This window comes from Streptomyces sp. NPDC036822, from assembly GCF_055609145.1.
The window spans coordinates 242,574-266,252 of record NZ_JBVJPY010000003.1 but is presented as its reverse complement, the minus strand read 5'-3'; the positions used below and the strand labels follow the sequence as shown (position 1 = coordinate 266,252).

General features: G+C 70.0%; 22 protein-coding genes and 2 tRNA genes. 10 read left to right on the top strand and 14 right to left on the bottom strand.

Annotated elements, in window-relative coordinates; genetic code table 11:
- Window positions 1-72: 72 nt before the first annotated feature.
- On the bottom strand, window positions 73-606 hold the full coding sequence (locus ACZ68P_RS08735) for a peptidylprolyl isomerase (protein WP_471004276.1): 534 nt from the start codon (window positions 604-606) through the stop codon (window positions 73-75).
- A 159-nt stretch (window positions 607-765) separates the two neighbouring features.
- Between ACZ68P_RS08735 and ACZ68P_RS08730 the strand changes: the two genes are divergently transcribed.
- The gene (locus ACZ68P_RS08730; RefSeq protein ID WP_471004274.1) at window positions 766-1,512 is read left to right on the top strand and encodes a DUF5324 family protein; all 747 of its coding nucleotides are present in this window, start codon (window positions 766-768) and stop codon (window positions 1,510-1,512) included.
- A gap of 4 nt (window positions 1,513-1,516) precedes the next feature.
- Complete coding sequence (locus ACZ68P_RS08725) at window positions 1,517-1,738, top strand: hypothetical protein (RefSeq protein ID WP_471004272.1); 222 nt, start codon at window positions 1,517-1,519, stop codon at window positions 1,736-1,738.
- 11 nt (window positions 1,739-1,749) lie between these two features.
- Here ACZ68P_RS08725 and ACZ68P_RS08720 read toward each other — a convergent pair whose 3' ends face one another.
- Entirely contained in the window at window positions 1,750-2,124 is a 375-nt protein-coding gene (locus tag ACZ68P_RS08720) for a DUF6344 domain-containing protein (RefSeq protein ID WP_471004270.1), read from the bottom strand.
- A 595-nt stretch (window positions 2,125-2,719) separates the two neighbouring features.
- Window positions 2,720-2,792 (bottom strand) — tRNA-Ala (locus ACZ68P_RS08715).
- Window positions 2,793-2,921: 129 nt separating this feature from the next.
- On the opposite strand from ACZ68P_RS08715, the gene ACZ68P_RS08710 reads away from it, so the two are divergent.
- The gene (locus ACZ68P_RS08710) at window positions 2,922-3,470 is read left to right on the top strand and encodes a helix-turn-helix domain-containing protein (RefSeq protein ID WP_365713250.1); all 549 of its coding nucleotides are present in this window, start codon (window positions 2,922-2,924) and stop codon (window positions 3,468-3,470) included.
- A 133-nt stretch (window positions 3,471-3,603) separates the two neighbouring features.
- Window positions 3,604-4,989 (top strand): serine/threonine-protein kinase, encoded by a 1,386-nt coding sequence (locus ACZ68P_RS08705; protein WP_471004268.1) that lies wholly within the window; start codon window positions 3,604-3,606, stop codon window positions 4,987-4,989.
- 153 nt (window positions 4,990-5,142) lie between these two features.
- On the opposite strand, the gene ACZ68P_RS08700 is transcribed toward ACZ68P_RS08705, so the two are convergent.
- The 11 genes from ACZ68P_RS08700 to dnaA form a co-directional block, all read right to left on the bottom strand.
- Complete coding sequence (locus ACZ68P_RS08700) at window positions 5,143-6,543, bottom strand: hypothetical protein (RefSeq protein WP_471004266.1); 1,401 nt, start codon at window positions 6,541-6,543, stop codon at window positions 5,143-5,145.
- 287 nt (window positions 6,544-6,830) lie between these two features.
- A complete protein-coding gene (locus ACZ68P_RS08695) occupies window positions 6,831-6,965 on the bottom strand; it encodes a DLW-39 family protein (protein ID WP_003958712.1) in 135 nt (44 codons plus the stop codon).
- Between the two features lie 216 nt (window positions 6,966-7,181).
- Window positions 7,182-7,255 (bottom strand) — tRNA-Ile (locus tag ACZ68P_RS08690).
- 97 nt (window positions 7,256-7,352) lie between these two features.
- Complete coding sequence (locus tag ACZ68P_RS08685; RefSeq protein ID WP_365713256.1) at window positions 7,353-7,925, bottom strand: DUF3566 domain-containing protein; 573 nt, start codon at window positions 7,923-7,925, stop codon at window positions 7,353-7,355.
- A 105-nt stretch (window positions 7,926-8,030) separates the two neighbouring features.
- Window positions 8,031-10,658 (bottom strand): DNA gyrase subunit A, encoded by a 2,628-nt coding sequence (gene gyrA / locus ACZ68P_RS08680; RefSeq protein WP_365713259.1) that lies wholly within the window; start codon window positions 10,656-10,658, stop codon window positions 8,031-8,033.
- A 41-nt stretch (window positions 10,659-10,699) separates the two neighbouring features.
- Window positions 10,700-12,745, bottom strand: a complete 2,046-nt coding sequence (gene gyrB, locus ACZ68P_RS08675) for a DNA topoisomerase (ATP-hydrolyzing) subunit B (protein ID WP_471004264.1) — start codon at window positions 12,743-12,745, stop codon at window positions 10,700-10,702.
- 511 nt (window positions 12,746-13,256) lie between these two features.
- A complete protein-coding gene (locus ACZ68P_RS08670; RefSeq protein ID WP_471004262.1) occupies window positions 13,257-13,805 on the bottom strand; it encodes a DciA family protein in 549 nt (182 codons plus the stop codon).
- Window positions 13,802-14,923 (bottom strand): DNA replication/repair protein RecF, encoded by a 1,122-nt coding sequence (recF, locus tag ACZ68P_RS08665; protein ID WP_471004260.1) that lies wholly within the window; start codon window positions 14,921-14,923, stop codon window positions 13,802-13,804. Before recF ends, ACZ68P_RS08670 begins: the two co-directional genes overlap by 4 nt.
- Before the next feature lie 55 nt (window positions 14,924-14,978).
- Window positions 14,979-15,857: a phosphogluconate dehydrogenase (NAD(+)-dependent, decarboxylating) gene (gnd, locus tag ACZ68P_RS08660; protein WP_365713267.1), complete on the bottom strand. Its 879-nt coding sequence runs from the start codon at window positions 15,855-15,857 to the stop codon at window positions 14,979-14,981.
- A 100-nt stretch (window positions 15,858-15,957) separates the two neighbouring features.
- Window positions 15,958-17,088, bottom strand: coding sequence for a DNA polymerase III subunit beta (gene dnaN / locus ACZ68P_RS08655; protein WP_365713270.1), 1,131 nt, complete (start codon window positions 17,086-17,088; stop codon window positions 15,958-15,960).
- An 817-nt stretch (window positions 17,089-17,905) separates the two neighbouring features.
- Window positions 17,906-19,726 (bottom strand): chromosomal replication initiator protein DnaA, encoded by a 1,821-nt coding sequence (gene dnaA / locus ACZ68P_RS08650; RefSeq protein ID WP_471004257.1) that lies wholly within the window; start codon window positions 19,724-19,726, stop codon window positions 17,906-17,908.
- A gap of 382 nt (window positions 19,727-20,108) precedes the next feature.
- Here dnaA and rpmH point away from each other — a divergent pair, with 382 nt between their 5' ends.
- From rpmH to rsmG, 6 genes are all read left to right on the top strand, one after another.
- Window positions 20,109-20,246, top strand: a complete 138-nt coding sequence (gene rpmH / locus ACZ68P_RS08645; protein WP_018489831.1) for a 50S ribosomal protein L34 — start codon at window positions 20,109-20,111, stop codon at window positions 20,244-20,246.
- A 25-nt stretch (window positions 20,247-20,271) separates the two neighbouring features.
- A complete protein-coding gene (gene rnpA / locus ACZ68P_RS08640) occupies window positions 20,272-20,643 on the top strand; it encodes a ribonuclease P protein component (RefSeq protein ID WP_471004254.1) in 372 nt (123 codons plus the stop codon).
- Complete coding sequence (gene yidD, locus ACZ68P_RS08635; protein ID WP_053640024.1) at window positions 20,640-20,966, top strand: membrane protein insertion efficiency factor YidD; 327 nt, start codon at window positions 20,640-20,642, stop codon at window positions 20,964-20,966. Before rnpA ends, yidD begins: the two co-directional genes overlap by 4 nt.
- 3 nt (window positions 20,967-20,969) lie before the next feature.
- Window positions 20,970-22,286: a membrane protein insertase YidC gene (gene yidC, locus ACZ68P_RS08630; protein ID WP_471004252.1), complete on the top strand. Its 1,317-nt coding sequence runs from the start codon at window positions 20,970-20,972 to the stop codon at window positions 22,284-22,286.
- Window positions 22,287-22,299: 13 nt separating this feature from the next.
- Window positions 22,300-22,812, top strand: coding sequence for a Jag family protein (locus tag ACZ68P_RS08625; protein ID WP_365713278.1), 513 nt, complete (start codon window positions 22,300-22,302; stop codon window positions 22,810-22,812).
- A 118-nt stretch (window positions 22,813-22,930) separates the two neighbouring features.
- The gene (gene rsmG, locus ACZ68P_RS08620; protein WP_365713280.1) at window positions 22,931-23,647 is read left to right on the top strand and encodes a 16S rRNA (guanine(527)-N(7))-methyltransferase RsmG; all 717 of its coding nucleotides are present in this window, start codon (window positions 22,931-22,933) and stop codon (window positions 23,645-23,647) included.
- Window positions 23,648-23,679: the final 32 nt, after the last annotated feature.

Below are 23,679 nucleotides of genomic sequence, written 5' to 3'. Positions count from 1 at the left end.
ACGGCACCGCCCCGCCCTCCTGACGGACGGGCGGGGCGAAAAGGTTCCCGGACGCGGCAGGCTCCGGGGCGGTCAGCTCTGGCGGGTCTCGATCACGACGGACTCGATGACCACGTCCTGGACCGGGCGCTCGGTGCGCGGATTGGTCTCCGTGGTGGCGATCGCGTCCACGACCTTCTTGCTCGCCTCGCCCACCACCTCGCCGAAGATCGTGTGCTTGCGGTTGAGCCAGCTCGTGGCACCGACGGTGACGAAGAACTGCGACCCGTTGGTCCCCGGCCCCGCATTGGCCATGGCCAGCAGGTAGGGACGGTCGAAGAACAGCTCGGGGTGGAACTCGTCCGCGAACTCATACCCCGGACCGCCGGTGCCGTTCCCCAGCGGGTCGCCGCCCTGGATCATGAACCCCTTGATGACCCGGTGGAAGACGGTGCCGTCGTAGAGACGGTCCGTGGAGACCTTGCCGGTCGCGGGGTGGGTCCACTCCCGCTCGCCCTGGGCGAGCTCCACGAAGTTCCGGACCGTCTTCGGCGCGTGATGCGGCAGCAGCCGGATCTCGATGTCGCCCTGGCTGGTCTTCAGAGTGGCGTACAGCTGCTCGGCCACGATCCGCCTTCCGTCGATCTCCTCGGGGTCTCCCCTGGCGGGTCGATCCTCGCATGCCCCGGATGCCCGCCCCACATGCCGGACCGCGATACGACAGGCATGATTTCGAAAAGGGTGGAAAGGCGAAAAACCGACACCGCCACCGAGTAGGAGGATCCCGTGACCCGGATGGACAGCGTGCGCACCGCGACCGATTCGGCCAAGGACAGCGTGCTGCACGCGGCGGAAGTGGTGGCGCCCTATGCGACCACGGCCAAGGACCAGGCCGTGGTGTACGCGGGCACGGCCAAGGACCACGCCGCTCTCTACGCGCACGAGGCACGCGTCCGGCTCGCGCCGAAGGTCGAGAAGGCCGCGCGTCAGGCACGTAACCAAGCTCGTCTGCAGTACAACTGCCATGTCGCACCGCACGTACCGCCGCGGGTCGACGCCGCCGCACATCGTGCCGCGGTGCGGACCCGCAAGGCCGCCCGTCAGGCGGCCGACTACACCGTTCCGCGTGTCGAGCACGCGGTCGCCGCGACCGGTCCTGTCCTCGACGAGGCCGGCGCGCGTTCGGTCGCTGCCTGGGCCGCGCTCCGCGGTCAGGTGACGCCGAAGGAAATTCGGAAGATCGTGAGGAAGCACGAGCGTCGGGCGAAGGCCGGACGCCTTGCCAAGGGACTCGCGGTCCTGGGTGTTCTGGCCGGCGGCGCCTACGCCGCCTGGAGGTGGTGGGACAAGCAGGCCAATCCGGACTGGCTGGTCGAACCGCCCGCGCCTACCGAGATCGACGAGGAGTCGGTGCTGTCGTCCGTCGACGACGAGATGGCGGCCAAGCAGGCCGAGGCCGATGCGGCGGACACCACCGCCGCGGAAGCCGGCACGGCCGAGGACGAGACCACGGACCGGGACGAGCGTCCTTGATGAGATGAGCGTCGCGGAGGAGACGAGAGTCCCCGAAGCGACGCGTGTCGCCGAAGAGACGAGTGTCCTCGCGGAGAGGGGTGCCCCTGACGGGATTCCCGTCCCCGACCGGACGAGTGTCGATGAGGCGGAATCCCAGGAGAAGGGCTTCTCCGGGGCGACCGTCGCGACGACGAGCCGACAGCGGATGTACCGGCACGGATGCAGGGCGTGGGGAGGGAAGTGACTCCCCGCGCCCTACGCGGCCGAGGCAAGCGCCAGACCCGACAGTTCCGACTGCTCGGCCGGGCCCGTCTCGGCCGGGGTGCCGGTACGCCGCTGCCGTACGGAGGGCGAGGAGCCGTGCGCCTCGGCGCCGATGCGCTGCTTGATGGTGGGCGGCAGGGAGCGGTCCCGCACCGGCGTCCACCGATGCGTTCGCTGCGCGGGTACCGCGGCGCGGGTACGGGCCTCCCGGGCGGCGGTGCTGCCGTTGGCGGCCGGCTCCTCCGGCTGCTGCACGGCGGGGGCCTGCGCGGCGGTGGCGGTGCTCGCCAGGCCCACGGAGGCGAGCAGGGCGAAGAGTACGGAGATGAAGGCGGTCCAGAACTGCTTGACCTTGGCGGTGGCCATGGCCCCTCACTTTCGTGACGTTCTCGGATGGTGCATTTCGGGTTGCGCGCTTTACATACCTTTCTCATGATGTGTACGCACCCCTGGAAACCGCGGAGCGACGCCGTCCCCGCGCAGTTCTTCCGATGAACACCACCCGTACGGCTCAGTACGCGGTGACGGGCCCCGCAGCAACGCCCCCCGAGAACCGCACTTCACCACCGCGAACCGGGCGGTGACGCCCACCCGGAGCCGAAAGAACGCGATGTGAGGGCGTGTCAGCCGCGAATCCGTGCCCAGCACTCGGCCGAGCGTGCGCGCACCCGCGCGGGGCCGGCCCGGTACGAGTCGGCTGTGAGCCGCGGGCCCGCCAGGCGCTCGCCCCTCGGTCGACGGGCCTGACGCATCCCGGCTCCGGCCTCGCCGACGCGGGCCGGGCAACCGCGCCCCTGTCCGTCACCGGTGCATCGCCCGGCGGGACGTCTTCGCGAGGCCGCGGTCCGAGCGCGTCCCCGCCGAGCCTTCCGCCCGGCCGATGCGCACGACCGGGCCCCTGACACGCAGAACACCCCCTCCGACCGCGTCACCGCAGGTCGGAGGGGGTGTTCTTGTGGAGTGGAGCCTAGGGGAGTCGAACCCCTGACATCTGCCATGCAAAGACAGCGCTCTACCAACTGAGCTAAGGCCCCGGAACGAGAACAGAGTACCGGGTCTCCCCCTCTATCTCGCAAAAGGATTGGGACTCCCGGTCGGCGACCACGCTCCGTAAGATGCTGACCGAGGTTCGCAGTGGCGAACCGCAGGGATGGGGAGAAGTAATGGACGCAGCGCAGCAGGAAGCCACGGCAAGAGCCAGAGAGCTTCAGCGCAGTTGGTACGGAGAGCCGCTGGGGGCGCTCTTCCGTCGGCTCATCGACGATCTCGGGCTCAATCAGGCCAGGCTCGCGGCCGTGCTCGGACTGTCGGCACCCATGCTCTCCCAGCTGATGAGCGGCCAACGGGCCAAGATCGGCAATCCCGCCGTCGTCCAGCGGGTCCAGGCCCTGCAGGAGCTCGCCGGCCTGGTCGCCGACGGCAGCGTCAGCGCGGCCGAGGCCACGGACCGGATGGACGAGATCAAGAAGTCGCAGGGCGGCTCGGTGCTGACGGGCACCAGCCAGACGGCCAACAGCTCGGGCGCGCCGACCGTGCGCCGCGTGGTCCGGGAGATCCAGTCGCTGCTGCGCTCGGTGGCGGCCGCCGGTGACATCATCGACGCCGCCGACTCCCTCGCCCCGGCCCACCCGGAACTGGCAGAGTTCCTCCGGGTGTACGGCGCCGGGCGCACCGCCGACGCGGTCGCGCACTACGAGTCGCACCAGAACTGACGCGGAACCGCCGGTCCGGCGCGGCCATGCCCTCGACGGCGGCGCGCCGGGCCCGGGGGCCGCGGTGCACATCCCGTGGCCACGGCCGGCACGGCGGAAGGCAAACGGCACGACGGGGAGCGGGCGCAGAGCGATGGGTGAGGTCTTCGCTGGTCGGTACGAGCTGATCGACCCGATCGGACGGGGTGGGGTCGGCGCGGTGTGGCGCGCCTGGGACCACCGGCGCCGCCGCTACGTCGCGGCCAAGGTGCTCCAGCAGAGCGACGCCCACACGCTGCTGCGCTTCGTGCGCGAGCAGGCGCTGCGCATCGATCACCCTCATGTGCTCGCCCCGGCCAGCTGGGCCGCGGACGACGACAAGGTCCTGTTCACCATGGACCTGGTGGCCGGCGGTTCGCTGGCGCACGTGATCGGCGACTACGGCCCGCTGCCGCCGCGCTTCGTCTGCACGCTGCTCGACCAGCTGCTGGCCGGTCTGGCCGCGGTGCACGCGGAGGGGGTCGTGCACCGTGACATCAAGCCGGCGAACATCCTGCTCGACGTGACCGGGGCCGGGCGGCCGCACCTGCGGCTGTCCGATTTCGGCATCTCCATGCGCAAGGGCGAACCCCGCCTCACCGAGACCAACTACGTGGTGGGAACGCCGGGTTACTTCGCGCCGGAGCAGATGATGGGTGCGGAGCCGGACTTCCCGGCCGACCTGTTCGCGGTCGGCCTGGTCGCGCTCTATCTGCTGCAAGGCCGCAAGCCCGACTCCCGGGCCCTGATCGAGTACTTCATGGCCCACGGCACCCCCGGCGCGCCGGAGGGCATTCCCGAGCCGCTCTGGCAGGTTCTCGCCGGTCTGCTGCAGCCGGACCCGCAGGCCCGCTTCCGGACGGCCACGGGCGTACGCAAGGCGCTCACCTCGGCGGTCGAGATGCTGCCCGAGGCGGGCCCGGACGAGGAGCCGGTCGAGGTCTTCGACCAGATCGGCCCGCTGCCGGCCGGCTTCGGCCCGAACGGCCCGGAGAACCCTGCGCCCACGGCCCCGGCGCCCACGATCCCGGCCACGGGTCCCACGGCCGCCGGTCACGCCACCGCCGCCGCACCGGCGCCCGCCTCCGTGCCGGGGCCCTCTCCCGTATCTTCTCCCGCTCCCGCTCCCGTAGGGCAGCAGCCGCAGCACGCGACCCCCCAGCCACCGCCGCCGCACCCCTCCGAGACGGGCAGCTTCCACCTGCCACCGCCCCCGCGGCCGGCCCCCGCGCTGGCACAGCCGCAGGCGCCCATCGCCCCGGTGCGTACGGACTTCGCCCAGGCCCCGACGGCCGCCGTGCCATACGACCAGGCCGCCACCCGCCCGTACACCGCGCACGTCCCGCAGACCGCCCCGGGAAGCACCCCGAGCGCCCCCGGCGCGCCCGTCGGCACGGACGCCGTGAAGCGGCCGGGACCGCCCCCGAAGGTCGCGGTCCCGATGCTGGTCGTGGCGCTGATCTGTTTCGCGGTCGGCTTCTGGGCGCTCGCCCAGTCCTGACGACGTCCCGCGAGCCCTGACGCCGGGCCGCAGCGCGTCGGACCGCCGTCATCGGGCGGTCCCGGGCCGCCCTCACCGGGACGCGCTCACCGGGCCCTCGCCACCGGCCGGTCATCATGCCGTCGCCACCAGCCCGCCCTCACCGGGCCGCCCTCACCATGCCGTCGGCGGCCCGAATCCCGCCGTCCCGGGGTGCGGAGCCACCTGCGGCGCCCGGGCCGCCCGGCGCCGGGCGAGGACCGTCCACGCGCCGAGGATCAGGACGAGGACGGTCCCGGAGCCGATCCCCGCGGCCGCGACCAGCCGCATGCCGTCGCTCTTCTCCGCCTGGGGCCCGCTCTGGCCGCTGGCCGCCGCGTCCCGGTCGTCCCCGGTGACCTGGAACGGCCCGGCGTCCCCGGTGTAGGCGGGTCCGGACTTCGCCGTACCGGTGACGCTCACCCGCAGGGTCAGCGGCACCGGCTCGTCCCCGTACGCCTTGGCGACCTCCGGGCTGAGCGTCGCCGACAGGTAGTACCAGCCGGCGAACCGCAGGGCGTTGGTGTAGCTGTTGGAGGCGTAGCGGTTCTCGAAGGCCACCGGCCGGTGCGGGTCGAGCGACAGTGTCGCCGGTTCGCCGTCGTAGCTGACGGTGTCCTCGTCGACGTGGCCTCGGGCCGGGTTGTCGAGCGACAGCACCAGCGCGTTGCCGACGTACGTGTCGCCGGACGGGCTCGTACCCAGTTCGGCGCTGGCGTGGATCTGCTGGCCCCAGTCGACGGGCACCCGGTAGAAGAGGGTCTGGCCGGGCTTGATGTCGGCGCGCCACTCGCCCTGGCGCAGCGAGGTGGCGTCGTGGAAGCCCGCACCGCCCTGGCGCTTCTGCGGGCCGCCCGCGGGCGGCGGGGGTGTCGACGAGGGCCAGCTCTCCGGCAGCTCGGTGGGGCCCGTCCGGCGCACGCCCGGCTCGGAGAGGTGACGGATCTCCAGATCCCAGTCCTCGGCCGGGGAGGCGGCCTCGGAGGTCCGTTCGACGAGCACGTAGTACGCGCCGGCGTGCTGGCACGTGGAGCTGCCGGCCTCGATCGTGCGGTGGGCGTAGGCGGTGACGGGCCGGGTGAAGCCGCCGGATCCGAACCGGGCGTCCTGGTAGCCGCACTGGGAGTTGGAGCCGTCCCGCATGCTCACCTTGATGCCGTCGCCGTATTCCGCCTTGCCGCCCGTCCGGGGGACGGCGACCACGGACACGTACGCGTTCTGCAGGGCGTCGAGGTCGACGCGGTAGTAGAGCTTGCCGTCCTTCTTGATGGTGTCCCGGTACGTCCCGCCGGGCTTCAGCCGCTCGGCGTCCAGGTTGGTGGCCGCGCCGCGCACCCGCTGGGCCGCGCCGTCGAACGTGTACGGGCTCGTACCGGGCTCCCCCGCCCGGCCGGGCAGCGCACCGGCCGCCCACGCCTGACCGGGCAGCGCGGCCGCGCAGACCGCCGCCGCCAGGGCACCGGCCAGCGCTCGGGCCACTGTGACGCCTGCCGTGCCTCCCGTGCGGAGCCCGCCCCGCCCGCGCTGCGTCTCCACGCGCCTCTCCTCGTCTCCCACCCGACGACACCGCCCCCCGGCGCCTCGGCGCCCGTGGCGCCGTTCCATCCTGCCCCGCCCGTACCGGTGCTGTCTGCGCCCCGTACGCGGGGACGGCCGCCGCACCACCCAGGCCGGGTCACCGCCACGACGACCACTCGATTTTGCTCTCGCAACCTAGTGATTCGCAGGGGTGAACTCAAGGGGTTCCCGTCACGGTCCCGACACAGCACGAAGCCCCGGCCGCTCAAGCGCGGCCGGGGCTTCGTCCACAGACGATCTTCGTCTCACACACCCGAACCTGCGGGCACGGAGTCGGTCGCCTCCGTCCACAGATCCTGCTCGGCGCGATCCGCCTGGATCTGGCGGTACACGAGGAGCCCGCCGATGGCGGCCAGTGCGACCAGGAGAAGCTTCTTCACCGCGCGACCTCGTCTTTCGTTGACGTAGGAGACTTCTGACGCCCACTCTACACATCGACCGATACCGATCGGTGACCTACTCTCCGGTCTTCCGGCTTCCCCGGCGAAGCGATGCGTCACGACGCTCGCCGCGTGCCTGATCACAGCCCCGCGTCACCGCGGTACGCCAAAGCGATCGGCCCGGACGGAGAAATCCGTCCGGGCCGATCGTCACTGTGGGGCTAACAGGATTTGAACCTGTGGCCTCATCCTTATCAGGGATGCGCTCTAACCAACTGAGCTATAGCCCCGCCGCGCTTTGCGGTGTGTGTCCCGCGCGCTGACCTCTGAAGATTAGCGCACCTGGGGGCCAGTCCCAAAATCGGTTCCGGACGGCCCCCGGGCGGCCTACTCGTCCTCCGCCAACGTGAGCTCCACACCGCCCACGAAACCGGCCGAGAGGTTGTAGATGAACGCGCCCAGCGTCGCCAGGGCGGTCATCAGGACCACGTCGATGACCGCGATCACCGACGTGAACATGAGCACCCGCGGCAGCGAGAGGAACGACTGCAGGTCGAAACCGTTGGACTCGTTCGAGCCCGTCGCCTCGCTGATCGTGCCGCCGACGGTCGAGAAGACGCCCATGGCGTCCATGACCATCCACAGCACCGACGCCGCCACCACCGTGCAGACGCCGAGCGCGATGGAGAGCAGGAAGCTCACTTTCATGACCGACCACGGGTCGGCCTTGGCCACCCGCAGCCGCGCCTTGCGCGTACGAGGGGTGGTCCGTGCCCCCGTACGCGGCCGGCGCACCGCCGCCGCGTCCTGACCGCCCGTGCCGCCCGCGCCCGGCGCCTGAGCGCCGTACGCCTGCGGCGGGTGGTAGGGCCCGCCCGGCTGCTGCGCTCCCGCGCGCTCGCCGGGCAGCGGCCCGTTGTACGTGTCGTACGAGGGCTTGGGCCCTCGAGTGTCCGTCACCGCAACCCCCTGGGAGTCCGTGGCGGAACCACGGGCACCGTCCGCTCCGGCACCAGCAGAAGCTCCGGCAGCCGCCGATCCGGCGCCCGTGGCTCCACTCACTTTCTACTCCTCGTGCTCCCCGGCCGAGGGCTCGGTGCCCTCGGCTGCCTCAACCGCGGCAGCGACCTCGGCGCCTTCCGTGTCCTCGACACCCTCGGCACCGTCGATGGCCTCGGCACCGTCGACCTCTTCGGCCTCGCTGCCCGCCTCGGCGTTACGTGCGATGCCGACGACGGCATCGCGCTTGCCCAGGTTGATCAGCTGGACGCCCATGGTGTCACGGCCGGTCTCCCTGACTTCGTTGACTCGCGTGCGAATCACACCACCGGACAGCGTGATGGCGAGGATCTCGTCTGTCTCCTCGACCACCAGCGCGCCCACGAGCGACCCGCGGTCCTCCACGATCTTGGCGGCCTTGATACCCAGGCCACCGCGACCCTGGACGCGGTACTCGTCGACGTTGGTCCGCTTCGCGTACCCACCGTCGGTGGCGGTGAAGACGAACGTACCGGGCCGGACGACATTCATCGAGAGCAGCTCGTCGCCTTCGCGGAAACTCATGCCCTTCACACCGGACGTGGCACGGCCCATCGGGCGCAGCGCGTCGTCGGTCGCGGTGAAGCGGATCGACTGCGCCTTCCTGCTGATGAGCAGCAGGTCGTCCTCGGCGGAGACCAGCTCCGCCCCGATCAGCTCGTCGTCGGCGCCCGCCTCCGTCTCCCGGAGGTTGATCGCGATGACACCGCCCGAGCGGGGCGAGTCGTAGTCCTTCAGCGCGGTCTTCTTGACCAGGCCGGCCTTGGTGGCGAGCACCAGGTACGGCGCGGCCTCGTAGTCGCGGATCGCGAGGATCTCGGCGATCTGCTCGTCCGGCTGGAAGGCCAGCAGGTTGGCCACGTGCTGGCCGCGCGCGTCCCGGCCGGCGTCCGGGAGCTCGTACGCCTTCGCGCGGTAGACCCGGCCCTTGTTCGTGAAGAAGAGGAGCCAGTGGTGGGTCGTGGACACGAAGAAGTGGTCGACGATGTCGTCCTGCTTCAGCTTCGTGCCGCGCACGCCCTTGCCGCCGCGCTTCTGCGAGCGGTAGTCCTCGGTCTTCGTCCGCTTCACATAGCCGCCACGCGTGATGGTGACGACGATGTCCTCCTCGGCGATCAGGTCCTCGATGGACATGTCACCGTCGAAGGGCACCAGCTTGGAGCGGCGGTCGTCGCCGAACTTCTCGACGAGCACCGCCAGCTCCTCGCTGACGATGCCGCGCTGGCGCTCCTCGGAGGCGAGGATCGCGTTGTACTCGTTGATCTTGGCCTGGAGCTCGTCGTGCTCGGCGACGATCTTCTGGCGCTCCAGAGCGGCGAGCCGGCGCAGCTGCATCTCGAGGATGGCGTTGGCCTGGATCTCGTCGATCTGGAGCAGGCCCATCAGGCCCTCGCGCGCGACCTCGACGGTGTCGCTGCGGCGGATGAGCGCGATGACCTCGTCGATCGCGTCGAGCGCCTTGAGCAGACCGCGCAGGATGTGCGCCCGCTCCTCCGCCTTGCGCAGGCGGAACTTCGTCCGGCGGACGATGACCTCGATCTGGTGCGTCACCCAGTGGCGGATGAACGCGTCCAGCGAGAGGGTGCGCGGCACACCGTCGACGAGCGCCAGCATGTTCGCGCCGAAGTTCGTCTGGAGGTCCGTGTGCTTGTACAGGTTGTTGAGCACGACCTTGGCGACGGCGTCGCGCTTGAGCACGATCACGAGCCGCTGGCCGGTCCGGGACGAGGTCTCGTCGCGGACGTCGGCGATGCCGCCGATCTTGCCGTCCTTGACGAGGTCGGCGATCTTCTGCGCGAGGTTGTCCGGGTTGGTCTGGTACGGAAGCTCCGTGACCACCAGGCACTGGCGGTTCTGGATCTCCTCGACCTCGACGACCGCGCGCATCGTGATGGAGCCACGGCCGGTGCGGTACGCCTCCTCGATGCCCTTGCGGCCCACGACCAGCGCACCGGTCGGGAAGTCCGGGCCCTTGATCCGCTCGATGAGCGCGTCGAGCAGCTCCTCGTGCGTGGCCTCGGGGTGCTCCAGCGCCCACTGGGCGCCGGCCGCGACCTCGCGGAGGTTGTGCGGCGGGATGTTGGTCGCCATGCCGACCGCGATACCGGCGCTGCCGTTGACCAGCAGGTTCGGGAAGCGGGCCGGCAGGACCGTCGGCTCCTGGTTGCGGCCGTCGTAGTTGTCCTGGAAGTCGACGGTCTCCTCGTCGATGTCCCGGAGCATCTCCATCGACTGCGGCATCATCTTGCACTCGGTGTACCGCATGGCGGCGGCCGGGTCGTTGCCCGGGGAACCGAAGTTGCCGTTGGAGTCGACGAGCGGCATCCGCATCGACCACGGCTGGGCCAGGCGGACCAGGGCGTCGTAGATGGAGGAGTCGCCGTGCGGGTGGTACGTACCCATGACGTCACCGACGACGCGGGCGCACTTGTAGAAGCCCTTCTCGGGCCGGTAGCCGCCGTCGTACATCGCGTACAGCACACGCCGGTGGACGGGCTTGAGGCCGTCCCGCACGTCGGGCAGCGCTCGCGAGACGATGACGGACATCGCGTAGTCGAGGTACGAGCGCTGCATCTCGGTCTCGAGCCCGACGGGCTCGATCCGCAGCACCGGCTCTTCTTCTTCGGTCGTGACAGGGGGGTTCTCGTCGGCCATTGCTGGTCGTCAGTCCTTTCGTACGGTCAGCTGAGACCGACTCAGATGTCGAGGAAGCGAACGTCCTTGGCGTTGCGCTGGATGAAGGAGCGCCGGGCCTCGACGTCCTCGCCCATCAGCACCGAGAACAGGTCGTCGGCCTGGGCCGCGTCGTCCAGCGTGACCTGGCCGAGCACACGGTGGTCCTGGTCCATCGTGGTGATGCGCAGCTCTTCGGCGTTCATCTCGCCCAGACCCTTGAAGCGCTGGATCGAGTCCTCGCGGATCCGCTTGCCGTTCTGCTTGCCCAGCTCGACGAGCGCGTCCCGCTCACGGTCCGAGTACGCGTACTCGAAGTCGTCCCGGCCCCACTTGATCTTGTAGAGCGGCGGGCGGGAGAGGTAGACGTGACCGGCCTCGACCAGCGGGCGCATGAAGCGGAAGAGGAACGTCAGGAGCAGGGTGTTGATGTGCTGGCCGTCGACGTCGGCGTCCGCCATCAGAATGATCTTGTGATAGCGGAGCTTCTCGATGTCGAAGTCCTCGTGGACCCCGGTGCCGAAGGCCGAGATCAGCGCCTGGACCTCGGTGTTCTGCAGGATCTTGTCGATCCGCGCCTTCTCGACGTTCAGGATCTTGCCGCGGATGGGCAGGATGGCCTGGTACATCGGGTTGCGGCCGGACTTGGCCGAGCCGCCGGCGGAGTCACCCTCGACGATGAAGATCTCGCACTTGGTGGGGTCGTTCGACTGGCAGTCGCTCAGCTTGCCGGGCAGGGACGCCGACTCCAGCAGGCCCTTGCGACGGGTCAGGTCACGGGCCTTGCGGGCCGCCACGCGCGCGGTGGCCGCCTGGATCGACTTGCGGATGATGTCCGCGGCCTCGACGGGGTTGCGGTCGAACCAGTCGTTCAGGTGCTCGTGGACGATCTTCTGGACGAAGGTCTTGGCCTCGGTGTTGCCCAGCTTCGTCTTCGTCTGGCCCTCGAACTGCGGCTCGCCCAGCTTGACGGAGATGATCGCCGTCAGGCCCTCGCGGATGTCCTCACCGGTGAGGTTGTCGTCCTTCTCGCGCAGCAGCTTCTTGTCGCGCGCGTACCGGTTCACCAGGCCCGTGAGCGCGGCGCGGAAACCCTCTTCGTGCGTACCGCCCTCGTGGGTGTGGATGGTGTTGGCGAAGGAGTACACGCCCTCGGTGTACTGCGAGTTCCACTGCATCGCGATCTCGACCGAGAGCATGCGCTCCTTGTCCTCGGCCTCGACGTCGATGACGGTGGGGTGGATCAGCTCGCCCTTGCGGGAGTTGAGGTACTTCACGAAGTCGACGATGCCGCCTTCGTAGTGGTACTCCACCGTGCGCGCGACGGGCTCCGCCGCCTCCGCGTCCGGGTCGTCGGCGCCGACCGTGGCCTTCGCGGACTCGCGCTCGTCCGTCAGCGTCAGGGTGAGGCCCTTGTTGAGGAAGGCCATCTCCTGGAAACGGCGCGCGAGCGTCTCGAAGGAGTACTCGGTGGTCTCGAAGACGTCGGGGTCGGCCCAGAACGTCACGGTGGTGCCGGAGTCCTCGACCTCCTCGTGGCGGGCGAGCGGCGCGGTGGGGACGCCGAGCTTGTAGTCCTGCGTCCAGCGGTGGCCGTCGCGCTTGATGTCCACGGAGAGCCGGGTGGAGAGGGCGTTGACGACGGAGACGCCGACGCCGTGCAGACCACCGGAGACGGCGTAGCCGCCGCCTCCGAACTTGCCGCCCGCGTGCAGGACGGTGAGCACGACCTCGACGGCCGGCTTCTTCTCGACGGGGTGCATGTCCACCGGGATGCCGCGGCCGTTGTCGACGACGCGTACACCGCCGTCGGCCAGGATCGTGACGTCGATGGTGTCCGCGTGGCCGGCCAGGGCCTCGTCGACGGAGTTGTCGACGACCTCTTGCACGAGGTGGTGGAGTCCGCGCTCACCGGTCGAGCCGATGTACATGCCAGGTCGCTTGCGGACCGCGTCCAGACCCTCGAGGACGGTGATGGCGCTGGCGTCGTACGACGCGGGCTTGGCGGACGGAGTGTTCTCGTTGGGGTTGCCGGAATCGGCCACGAAGCGCCCTTTCTGGCACAGCACAGGCCGTTCTCCGGGCATACGGGAGCGGCTGCGTCGTTCGACATGTTCCGCAGGGTGGCGGGATCTTCTATCAGTCTACCGGTAGCGCTGACACGAATGGGGGTTTGCCGGTACCTGCGTCCGCATGTGCCGCCCTGGGCGGGAGCGAGACGACTCCCCATATCCGGACGGGGGCTCCAAAGGGCTCTGACGGCCACCCAGCGCTTCGGGCAGTGACCGGTTGTGGGCAACCGATACGGGAGGTGGATCGGTGGGGGTGGCGGGGGCCTCGGGAGGCCTGGGGCGCGTGGGGAGGGCTGCGGATGCGGGGGGCCGGGGGCACTCGGGGCAGGGGCCTCGGGTCGGGGATTCCGGGCCGAGGGGCGGGGGGAGCCGGAGGGTGCCGGGCTGGAGGGATGGAGGGCTGGGATGGGGAGCTGGGGAGCTGGGGGGGCCGCGGGGCCGGGCTGGGGGCCGCGATCGCGCTACAGGCACCACGCCCGCACCTCGCGCCCCACGGGCGCCAGGCCCCCTAGCCGTACGTGTCGCCCGGCCCCACGGAGCCCGGCGCCCTGAGCGGCCCGTACCCCTTGCGGGGGCCTCCCGGGCCCAGCACCTTGATCACCCGGACCGTCCCGTGGCCGAGGTCCTCGTTCAGCCGGGCCACCAGCCTCGGCGCCAGCAGCCGCAGCTGCGTCGCCCACGCCGTCGAGTCGCACTGCACGGTGAGCACCCGCTCCTCCGGGGCGTCGTCGTACTTCAGCGGCTCGCAGTGCTTGGCCAGGTCCTCGCCCACGATCTGCGGCCAGCGGCCCATGACCCCGCCCACCGCCGCCGGCGCCTCCCAGCCGCGTTCGGTGATCAGCCGGTTGATCGCGGAGCCGAGCGCCATCGGGTCCCGCCCGTCGGCGTGCGCGCCGGACCGCAGCCCGCCGCCCCGCCGCGCCTGCTTCTTCTGCTGGGCGGCCGCCCCTCGCGCCTTCGCCTGCTCCTTGGCGGCGCGCAGCGCGACCCGCGCCAGGTCGACGCCCGAGGGCTCCGGAGCCTTCGCTCCGGTCTCCGGGTTCTCGTTCCCGCTCACAGCCGCTCCACCACGCCTTCCGCGACCCCGTACCGCGCCCCGGCCAGCACCCCCGGCACGTCGTCGTCCACCGCCGCCGTCACCAGGACCTGCTCGCCGGGTGCCACCAGCTCCGCGAGCCGCTCCCGGCGCCGCGCGTCCAGCTCGGCGAAGACGTCGTCGAGCACCAGGACCGGCTCGTTGCCCTCCGCCCGCAGCAGGTCGTACGAGGCGAGGCGCAACGACAGCGCGTACGACCAGGACTCCCCGTGGCTCGCGTACCCCTTGGCCGGCAGGTCGCCGAGCTTGAGGAGCAGCTCGTCGCGGTGCGGGCCGACGAGCGTGACACCGCGCTCGATCTCCTGCTTCCTGACCTCGGCGAGCGCCGCGATCATCTGCTCGTACAGCTCCTCGCGGGTGTGCCCGGGGCCGGGCGCGGACGGGCGGTACTCCAACAGAATCGGTCCGCCGCCGGGCGCCAGCTGCTCGTACGCCTTGTCGGCGAGCGGCTGGAGCACACCGATCAGGTCCAGGCGCTGGGCCAGCAGCTCGGCTCCCGCGCGCGCGAGGTGCTGGTCCCACACCTCAAGCGTCGACAGGTCCATGCCACGGCTCCCGTGTCGGCGGGCCATGGCGGCGGACTTCAGGAGCGTGTTGCGCTGCTTGAGCACCCGCTCGTAGTCGGAGCGCACGCCGGCCATGCGCGGCGCACGCGCCGTGATCAGCTCGTCGAGGAAGCGCCGGCGCTCCCCGGGGTCGCCCTTCACCAGGGCCAGGTCCTCCGGCGCGAACAGCACGGTGCGTACGATCCCCAGCACGTCACGGGGCCTGACCTGCGAGGACCTGTTGATGCGGGCGCGGTTGGCCCGTCCGGGGTTGAGTTCGAGCTCGACCAGCTGCGAGCGCTCGCCCTGGGTGACGGCGGCGCGGATGATCGCCCGGTCCGCCCCCATCCGTACGAGAGGCGCGTCGGAGGCGACGCGGTGGCTGCCCAGGGTCGCGAGGTACCCCACGGCCTCGACGAGGTTCGTCTTGCCCTGGCCGTTCGCCCCCACGAAAGCGGTGACGCCCGGGTCGAGCGGAACCTCGACCCGGGCGTAGGAGCGGAAGTCGGCCAGCGACAGATGCGTGACGTGCATGGTGTGCGCCGACCTTCCCCGGCTGCCGTGCACCGCCGGGTGCACAGCCTGTGGATTACTTCTTGGACTCGACCGCGTGACCGCCGAACTGGTTGCGCAGCGCGGCGATCATCTTCATCTGCGGGGAGTCGTCCTGACGGGACGCGAACCGCGCGAACAGCGACGCGGTGATCGCCGGCAGCGGCACGGCGTTGTCGATGGCCGCCTCGACGGTCCACCGGCCCTCGCCGGAGTCCTGCGCGAAGCCGCGGAGCTGCTCCAGGTGCTCGTCCTCGTCCAGCGCGTTGACGGCGAGGTCCAGCAGCCAGGAACGGATGACCGTGCCCTCCTGCCAGGAGCGGAAGACCTCGCGCACGTCGGTGACGGAGTCGACCTTCTCCAGGAGCTCCCAGCCCTCGGCGTACGCCTGCATCATGGCGTACTCGATGCCGTTGTGGACCATCTTGGCGAAGTGGCCGGCGCCGACCTTGCCGGCGTGGACGGAGCCGAACTCGCCCTCGGGCTTGAGCGCGTCGAAGATCGGCTGGACCTTCGCCACGTTCTCGGCGGCGCCGCCGTACATCAGGGCGTAGCCGTTCTCCAGGCCCCACACGCCGCCGGAGACGCCGCAGTCGACGAAGCCGATGCCCTTGGCGGCGAGCTCCTCGGCGTGCTTCTCGTCGTCGGTCCAGCGGGAGTTGCCGCCGTCCACGACGATGTCGCCGGGGGAGAGCAGCTCGCCCAGCTCGTCGATGGTGGACTGGGTCGCGGCACCGGCCGGGACCATCACCCACACGACCCGCGGACCCTTGAGCTTGCCCACAAGCTCTTCCAGGCTGTGGACATCGGCGAGGTCCGGGTTGCGGTCGTATCCGATGACGGTGTGGCCTGCGCGGCGGATGCGCTCGCGCATGTTGCCGCCCATCTTGCCGAGACCGACGAGACCGAGCTCCATCAGAGATTCCTTAAGCGTCGTGTGCGGTTCGTACCCGGGTCCGAGCCTACGCCCGGACCCCGTTGCACACCTGTGGGGTCGGCCGCTCAGTCGACGCCCGTCAGCCCGACAGACGCACCGGCATGATCAGGTACTTGTACGCCTCGTCCGCCTCCGCGTCGACCGCGGGCCGGCCGCTCAGGAGCGCGGGCTTGGTGGAGGTCGTGAAGGAGAGCTGGGCGACCGGGGAGTCGATCGCGCTCAGGCCGTCGAGCAGGAACGTCGGGTTGAAGGCGATCGAGATGTCGTCGCCCTCCAGCTGCGCGTCCACGCGCTCCACAGCCTGTGCGTCGTCGCTGGAACCGGCCTCCAGGATCAGCACACCCTGCTCGAAGCTGAGCCGCACCGGGGTGTTGCGCTCGGCCACCAGGGCCACGCGCTTGACGGCCTCGACGAACGGGGCGGTCTCGATCACCGCGATCGAGTTGAACTCGGTCGGGAAGAGCGTCCGGTACTTCGGCAGGTCGCCTTCGAGGAGCCGGGTGGTGGTGCGGCGGCCCGCGCCCTCGAAACCGATGAGGCCCTCGCCCTTGCCGGAGCCGGAGAGCGCCAGCGTGACGGTGTCCCCGCTGGTGAGCGCCTTGGCGGTGTCCAGGAGGGTCTTGGCGGGCACCAGGGCGACGGCGGAGGCGTCCGGGGACTCCGGCTTCCACAGGAACTCGCGGACCGCGAAGCGGTAGCGGTCGGTGGAGGCCAGGGTGACCGTGTCGCCCTCGATCTCGATGCGCACACCGGTGAGGACGGGCAGCGTGTCGTCGCGGCCCGCTGCGATGGCGACCTGGGCGGCGGCCGAGGCGAAGACCTCACCCGGGACCGTGCCGGTGGCGGTGGGCATCTCGGGCAGCGCCGGGTACTCCTCCACAGGCAGAGTGTGGAGGGTGAAGCGGGAGGAGCCGCAGACCACGGTCGCCCGTACACCGTCTGTGGAAATCTCCACCGGCCGGTTGGGCAGGGCGCGGCAGATGTCGGCGAGCAGGCGGCCGGAGACCAGGACGGTGCCGTCCTCCTCGACCTCGGCCTCGACGGAGACCCGGGCCGAGACCTCGTAGTCGAAGCTGGAGAAGCTCAGCGCGCCGTCCTCGGCCTTCAGCAGAAGGCCCGCGAGAACGGGCGCCGGCGGACGGGCCGGAAGGCTGCGGGCCACCCAGGCCACCGCCTCCGCGAGTACATCGCGCTCCACCCGGATCTTCACCGGAACCGCCTCCTGCTGTTGCTGGCTCTTCGTCGACTGCGGGAACCAGTCTGACGCACGCCACCGACACTCGGTGCGGCTCGGGGTCAAGTCGCGACGAGAGGCCGCCAACGGTCCGGGCTCGAGTTGTGCACAGGTCCCACTTCGAAGCGGATTCCGGGCTAACTCTAGGTGGAAGTAGTAGTAGGGCCTGTGGAAACCGTGGATAACCCCGTTTTCGCAGGTCAGCCCCGCTTTTTTGTCCACTGCCCCTGTGGGTGACGTCGGTGGACAACCAGGGTGTTCTGTGGACGCCGGAAAGTTCTGCACACCCGGTACACAGGCGGACCCGACTTCTCCCCAGTGATGTCCCCAGCTTTACCCACGTTCCCCACAGCCCAATCGTCTCCCTTGGTGTGACCGCTTTCACTCGACGCAGTGAGCGGGGGCGTTTCGTTGCCGAACAGTGGACAGCGGTGTGGAGAAGCTGTGGGCAACTGCCGCCTCCCTGTGGGCCGACAGTGGACAACCCGGAGGGGCCCCTGTGGACGAAAGTTTTGTCCACAGGCTGTGGATCAAGGTTGCCAACAAATCCCCAACCGTCTGACCTGGTGTGATGATCTCCCACCCAGCGGGCCTGTGGACACGATTCGGATAACTCGGTGGTCCCCACCCTGTGGACGGAAGATCATCCCGCAATCTGTGGAGAACCGACCGTCCGCCCCCGTTAATCGAACAGCCGGGGTGGCCCGCAGGCGCCGGGAAGACGGGAAGGGCGCCCCGGGAGGTGTCCCGGAGCGCCCTTCGGAGCCGTCCGCCCGTGGGCGGAGGGGGCCTCTCAGCCGTTCTTGATGCGGTTGGTGAGTTCGGTGACCTGGTTGTAGATGGAGCGCCGCTCGGCCATGAGCGCGCGGATCTTCCGGTCCGCGTGCATCACCGTCGTATGGTCGCGGCCGCCGAACTGCGCGCCGATCTTCGGCAGAGACAGGTCCGTGAGCTCACGGCAGAGGTACATCGCGATCTGGCGGGCGGTCACCAGGACGCGACTGCGGGACGAGCCGCAGAGGTCCTCCACGGTGAGACCGAAGTAGTCGGCCGTCGCCGCCATGATCGCGCCGGCGGTGATCTCCGGGGCGGCGTCCTCGCCCCCCGGGATCAGGTCCTTGAGGACGATCTCCGTCAGTCCGAGGTCCACCGGCTGCCGGTTGAGGCTCGCGAACGCCGTGACCCGGATCAGCGCGCCCTCCAGCTCACGGATGTTCCGCGAGATCCGGGAGGCGATGAACTCCAGCACCTCCGGCGGGGCGTTGAGCTGTTCCTGCACCGCCTTCTTGCGCAGGATCGCGATACGCGTCTCCAGCTCCGGCGGCTGCACGTCCGTGGTGAGCCCCCACTCGAACCGGTTGCGCAGCCGGTCCTCCAGGGTCATCAGCTGCTTGGGCGGCCGGTCCGAGGAGAGGACGATCTGCTTGTTCGCGTTGTGGAGGGTGTTGAAGGTGTGGAAGAACTCCTCCTGCGTCGACTCCTTGCTCGCGAGGAACTGGATGTCGTCGACCAGAAGGATGTCCACATCGCGGTAACGCTTGCGGAAGGTGTCGCCCTTGCCGTCGCGGATCGAGTTGATGAACTCGTTGGTGAACTCCTCCGAGCTCACGTACCGCACGCGCGTGCCGGGATAGAGGCTCCGCGCGTAGTGCCCGATCGCGTGCAGCAGGTGGGTCTTGCCGAGACCCGACTCCCCGTAGATGAAGAGGGGGTTGTACGCCTTCGCCGGCGCCTCGGCCACGGCGACGGCGGCCGCGTGCGCGAAGCGGTTCGACGAACCGATGACGAAGGTGTCGAACAGGTACTTGGGGTTGAGACGCGCGTGCTGCTCGCCGGGGGCGCCCGACGGGCCCTGCCCGGACGAGGAGCCGGGGCGCCCGACGCCGGGACCGCCGCCTCCGGGACCCGCCACCGGACCGCCGGGACGGGGTCCCTGGCCGCCGCCCGGCCCCTGCCGCTCGGGAAGATCGGCGCGCTCGGGCCGCTGCGGCTGTTCGTACGCCGACGGGCGCTCGTCGTAGCGCGGCTGCTGGGACTGGGGGTGGCGGGGCCCGGCGTACGGGTCGCGCTCCTGGTAGCCGCCGAGCCGGGGCTGCTGCCAGGAGAGGTCCTCCTGGGTACGCGGCCAGGCGCCCGGGTCGGGGCGCTGCTGCTGGTAGTCCGGGTAGGCGGGGCGGGCGGTCGGCAGCCCGTCGTCGTGCGCCGGCCGGTGCCCGTACTCGTCGTACTTCTCGTACGCGTCCGCGGGCGGCCGCTCGTCGTAGCGCCCCTGCTGCGGGGACTGCTGGTGCTGCTGGTGCTGCTGCGGGTGGATCGGCGGCGCGGGGGGCGTCGGCTCGCCCACGGAGTCGTCGACGGTGATCGCGATCCGGATGGGCCGGCCGCACTCACGGCTCAGTGTCTCGCTGATCAGCGGCGCCAGACGTCCTTCGAGGACCCGCTTGCCCCATTCGTTGGGGACGGCGAGGAGTGCGGTGTCGGCCACCAGTGCGAGAGGCTGGCAGCGCTCGATCCACTGCTTGTCCTTGGGCTCGATGCCCTGCTGGCCTTCTCTGAGGAGGTGCTCCAGCACGCGTGGCCACACTGCGGCAAGATCGGCAGGTACGTCAGCCACAGGGCACGCTTCCTCGCAGGTCCCACGAATGTGTGGTTCTCGGGACGGTGGGTCGATGTCCGTCAGGACAGGTAAGGACAGAACGGAAAAACATCTAGGGGTCCAGCCACGGTAGTCGCGGCGGCTGACGTGGTTCAAGTTGTTGTCCACAGCCTGTGCACAATGGACCCCGGCGATCGGCCGGTTTGACCGGATGGCGTAGCCGCGCGTACCGTAACCAGGTCGAGTTGTCGATGGCTGCTGCCGCCTGCCTCCGATGGGCAAAGATCACGGTCAGTGATCGTGAAGCGGTGCACTCGGGCGTATTGCGAGCTACTCGTGGGCGCACGGTGACAGCCAGGCGATGTCCCGCCACCACACACATCATTTCTGGAGCCCCCGAGTGAGCAAGCGCACCTTCCAGCCGAACAACCGTCGTCGCGCGAAGACCCACGGCTTCCGCCTGCGCATGCGCACGCGTGCCGGTCGCGCCATCCTGGCGAACCGCCGTGCCAAGGGTCGCTCGAGCCTGTCCGCCTGATCCGCGTAAAAAAACAGGTCATGACGTGCTGCCTACCGAGAATCGGCTGAGGCGGCGCGAGGACTTCGCAACCGCGGTACGCCGAGGGCGCCGGGCCGGTCGCCCGCTCCTCGTCGTCCACCTGAGCAGCGGTGCAACGGACCCGCACGCGCCTGGGGAGAGCGCTCCCCCGACGCGTGCGGGTTTCGTCGTGAGCAAGGCCGTGGGCGGTGCCGTCGTACGCAACCAGGTGAAGCGACGACTGCGCCATCTCGTCCGCGAACGGCTGTCCGAGCTGCCCCCCGGTAGCCTGGTGGTCGTACGGGCGTTGCCCGGAGCCGGCGACGCCGATCACGCACAGCTGGCCCGAGACCTGGAAGCCGCACTTCAGCGGCTCCTGGGAGGGGGCACGCGATGAAGTACCCGCTGCTGGCTCTCATCAAGCTGTACCAGTGGACGATCAGCCCGCTCCTCGGGCCCGTCTGCCGGTACTACCCGTCGTGTTCCCGCTATGGATTCACGGCCATCGACCGGCATGGCGCGATCAAGGGCACTGCCCTGACCGCCTGGCGCATCCTGCGGTGCAATCCGTGGTCGCCCGGCGGCGTGGACCACGTGCCTCCGCGCAAGCGTCCTCGCTGGCACGAAATGCTGCGGAACGCACTGCGCGGCGACAAGGGCGGGTCCACCGCCGAGACGAGCCCGGCCGCAGAGACCTCGCCCAATGCTCAAGGAGCCTGATTAGTGGACACGATTGCCAGTTTTTTCAGCTTCATCACCACACCTGTCTCATGGGTGATCGTCCAGTTCCACACCTTGTACGGGGCGATCTTCGGCCCTGACACGGGCTGGGCCTGGGGTCTGTCCATCGTGTCCCTGGTGGTGCTGATCCGGATCTGTCTGATCCCGCTGTTCGTCAAGCAGATCAAGTCGACCCGGAACATGCAGGCGCTCCAGCCGAAGATGAAGGCGATCCAGGAGCGCTACAAGAGCGACAAGCAGCGTCAGTCCGAAGAGATGATGAAGCTGTACAAGGAGACGGGCACCAACCCGCTCTCCTCGTGCCTGCCCATCCTGGCCCAGTCGCCGTTCTTCTTCGCTCTGTACCACGTGCTGTCCAGCATCGCCTCGGGCAAGACGATCGGTGTCATCGACCAGCCGCTGCTGGAGAGCGCCCGTCAGGCGCACATCTTCGGCGCCCCGCTGGCCGCCACCTTCACCGACAGCGCCGAGAAGGTCGCCTCCCTCGACGCCTCGATCACGTCGGTCCGCATCGTCACCGCGATCATGATCATCCTGATGTCGGCGTCGCAGTTCTACACGCAGCGCCAGCTGATGATGAAGAACGTCGACCTCTCGGTGAAGACGCCGTACATGCAGCAGCAGAAGATGCTCATGTACATCTTCCCGGTGATCTTCGCCGTCATGGGCATCAACTTCCCCGTCGGTGTCCTCGTCTACTGGCTGACCACGAACGTGTGGACCATGGGTCAGCAGATGTACGTGATCAGCCAGAACCCGACGCCGGGCAGCAAGGCGCAGGACTCCTACCTCCAGCGGCTGCTGAAGAGCGTGACCTCGCACGGTGAGGTCCGGGGTCGTCGCCGGAAGAACATCGTCAAGGCCATCGTCGCCAAGGGCAGCGACCGCAACGAGAACGAGCGCCGCTTCTTCGCGGGCCTGGCCAAGGCCGGCTTCGCCGCCCAGGCCGACGGCACCGTGATCAAGAGCGACACCGTCGCGGCCGAGGCCGAGGGTGGCGCCGCCGCCAAGCGGCAGCAGCCCAAGCGCCAGACCAAGGCGCAGCGCCAGGCGGCCCTGGGTCAGACCGCCGCTGCGAAGAGCGCCGAGGACGCCGCCGGCTCCCCGGCCGGCGCCGAGGAGCCCAAGACCTCGCTGGAGAAGAAGCCGGAGGGTCCGGCCACCGACGCGGCGAAGGACACGGCGCCGGGCGACAAGCCCGCGCGCCCGAGCCGCGCCACTTCCGGTGCCACCCGCCAGGCAAAGTCCGGTCAGCGCAAGGGCCAGCAGCGGCCCAAGCACCCGTCGTCCAAGAAGTAGAAGGAGTCGATCCGTGACGGAAGGCACCACCTCCGCCGCCGCTGAGGGTGGCGACACCCTGACCCGCCTGGAGCAGGAGGGCGAGATCGCGGCCGACTACCTCGAGGGTCTCCTCGACATCGCCGATCTCGACGGCGACATCGACATGGACGTCGAGGCCGACCGGGCCGCGGTCTCGATCATCAGCGACTCGAGCAGCCGCGAGCTGCAGAAGCTCGTGGGCCGCGACGGCGAGGTGCTGGAGGCTCTCCAGGAGCTGACCCGCCTGGCCGTGCACCGGGAGACCGGCGACCGCAGCCGTCTGATGCTCGACATCGCCGGCTTCCGCGCCCAGAAGCGCACGGAGCTCGCGGAGATCGGCGCAAAGGCCGCGGCCGAGGCGACGTCCACGGGTGCTCCGGTCAAGCTGGACCCGATGACGCCGTTCGAGCGCAAGGTCGTCCACGACGCGGTCGCCGCCGCCGGTCTGCGGAGTGAGTCCGAGGGCGAGGAGCCGCAGCGCTTCGTCGTCGTTCTCCCTGCCTGACCCCTCCTCGCAGTGTCGGCCCCGTCTGTTCGCAGGCGGGGCCGATCTTTGTCAGCCTGATAGTCAGCCATCAGAGTGCGCTCGCACCTATGCGTGCGGTACGGAAGGACGGTTCCCCGTGACGGAGGCAGCGGAGCTTCCCCCCGCGCCTGAGCAGGCGCGGACGGTATTCGGTGAGTACTACGCGGAGGCCGTCCGGTACGCGGAGCTTCTCGCGGACGCGGGCGTCAAGCGAGGGCTGATCGGTCCTCGTGAGGTCCCCCGCCTCTGGGAGCGCCACCTGCTGAACTGCGCGGTACTCTCCGAGGTGGTCCCTGAGGGCGTCACCGTCTGCGATGTTGGCTCGGGCGCCGGGCTTCCCGGTATCCCCCTGGCTCTGGTCCGGCCTGATCTGAAGATCACGCTCCTGGAGCCGCTGCTGCGCCGTACCAACTTCCTCCAAGAAGTCGTGGAGCTGCTGGGTCTCGACCATGTGACGGTCGTCCGCGGCCGAGCCGAAGAGGTTCTGGGGAAGCTCCCGCCCGTGCACGTGGTGACGGCCCGCGCCGTGGCCCCGCTCGACAGGTTGGCCGGCTGGGGCGTTCCCCTGCTGCGTCCGTACGGAGAGATGCTGGCCCTCAAGGGCGACACCGCCGAGGAGGAGATCAACGGTGCCCGCGCCGCGCTCTCCAAGCTCGGCGTGGTGGAGACCTCGGTGCTCCAGGTCGGCGAGGGAATCGTGGATCCCCTGTCGACCGTCGTGCGCGTAGAGGTCGGGGAGAGCCCGGGCGGTGTGCGGTTCGCCGCCAAGCGGGCCAAGGCGGCCCGTCCGAGCCGTACCCGTCGGCGCCGCTGAGCCGTCAACGCGGCGCAACTGATCCGTAAAAG

Bases quoted from the DNA above. Each gene is read 5' to 3' on its own strand.
- ACZ68P_RS08725 (WP_471004272.1), top strand. From the start codon at position 1,517: ATGAGCGTCGCGGAGGAGACGAGAGTCCCCGAAGCGACGCGTGTCGCC.
- ACZ68P_RS08720 (WP_471004270.1), bottom strand. From the start codon at position 2,124: ATGGCCACCGCCAAGGTCAAGCAGTTCTGGACCGCCTTCATCTCCGTA.
- ACZ68P_RS08710 (WP_365713250.1), top strand. From the start codon at position 2,922: ATGGACGCAGCGCAGCAGGAAGCCACGGCAAGAGCCAGAGAGCTTCAG.
- ACZ68P_RS08705 (WP_471004268.1), top strand. From the start codon at position 3,604: ATGGGTGAGGTCTTCGCTGGTCGGTACGAGCTGATCGACCCGATCGGA.
- gyrA (WP_365713259.1), bottom strand. From the start codon at position 10,658: ATGGCCGACGAGAACCCCCCTGTCACGACCGAAGAAGAAGAGCCGGTG.
- recF (WP_471004260.1), bottom strand. From the start codon at position 14,923: ATGCACGTCACGCATCTGTCGCTGGCCGACTTCCGCTCCTACGCCCGG.
- gnd (WP_365713267.1), bottom strand. From the start codon at position 15,857: ATGGAGCTCGGTCTCGTCGGTCTCGGCAAGATGGGCGGCAACATGCGC.
- yidD (WP_053640024.1), top strand. From the start codon at position 20,640: ATGAAGTACCCGCTGCTGGCTCTCATCAAGCTGTACCAGTGGACGATC.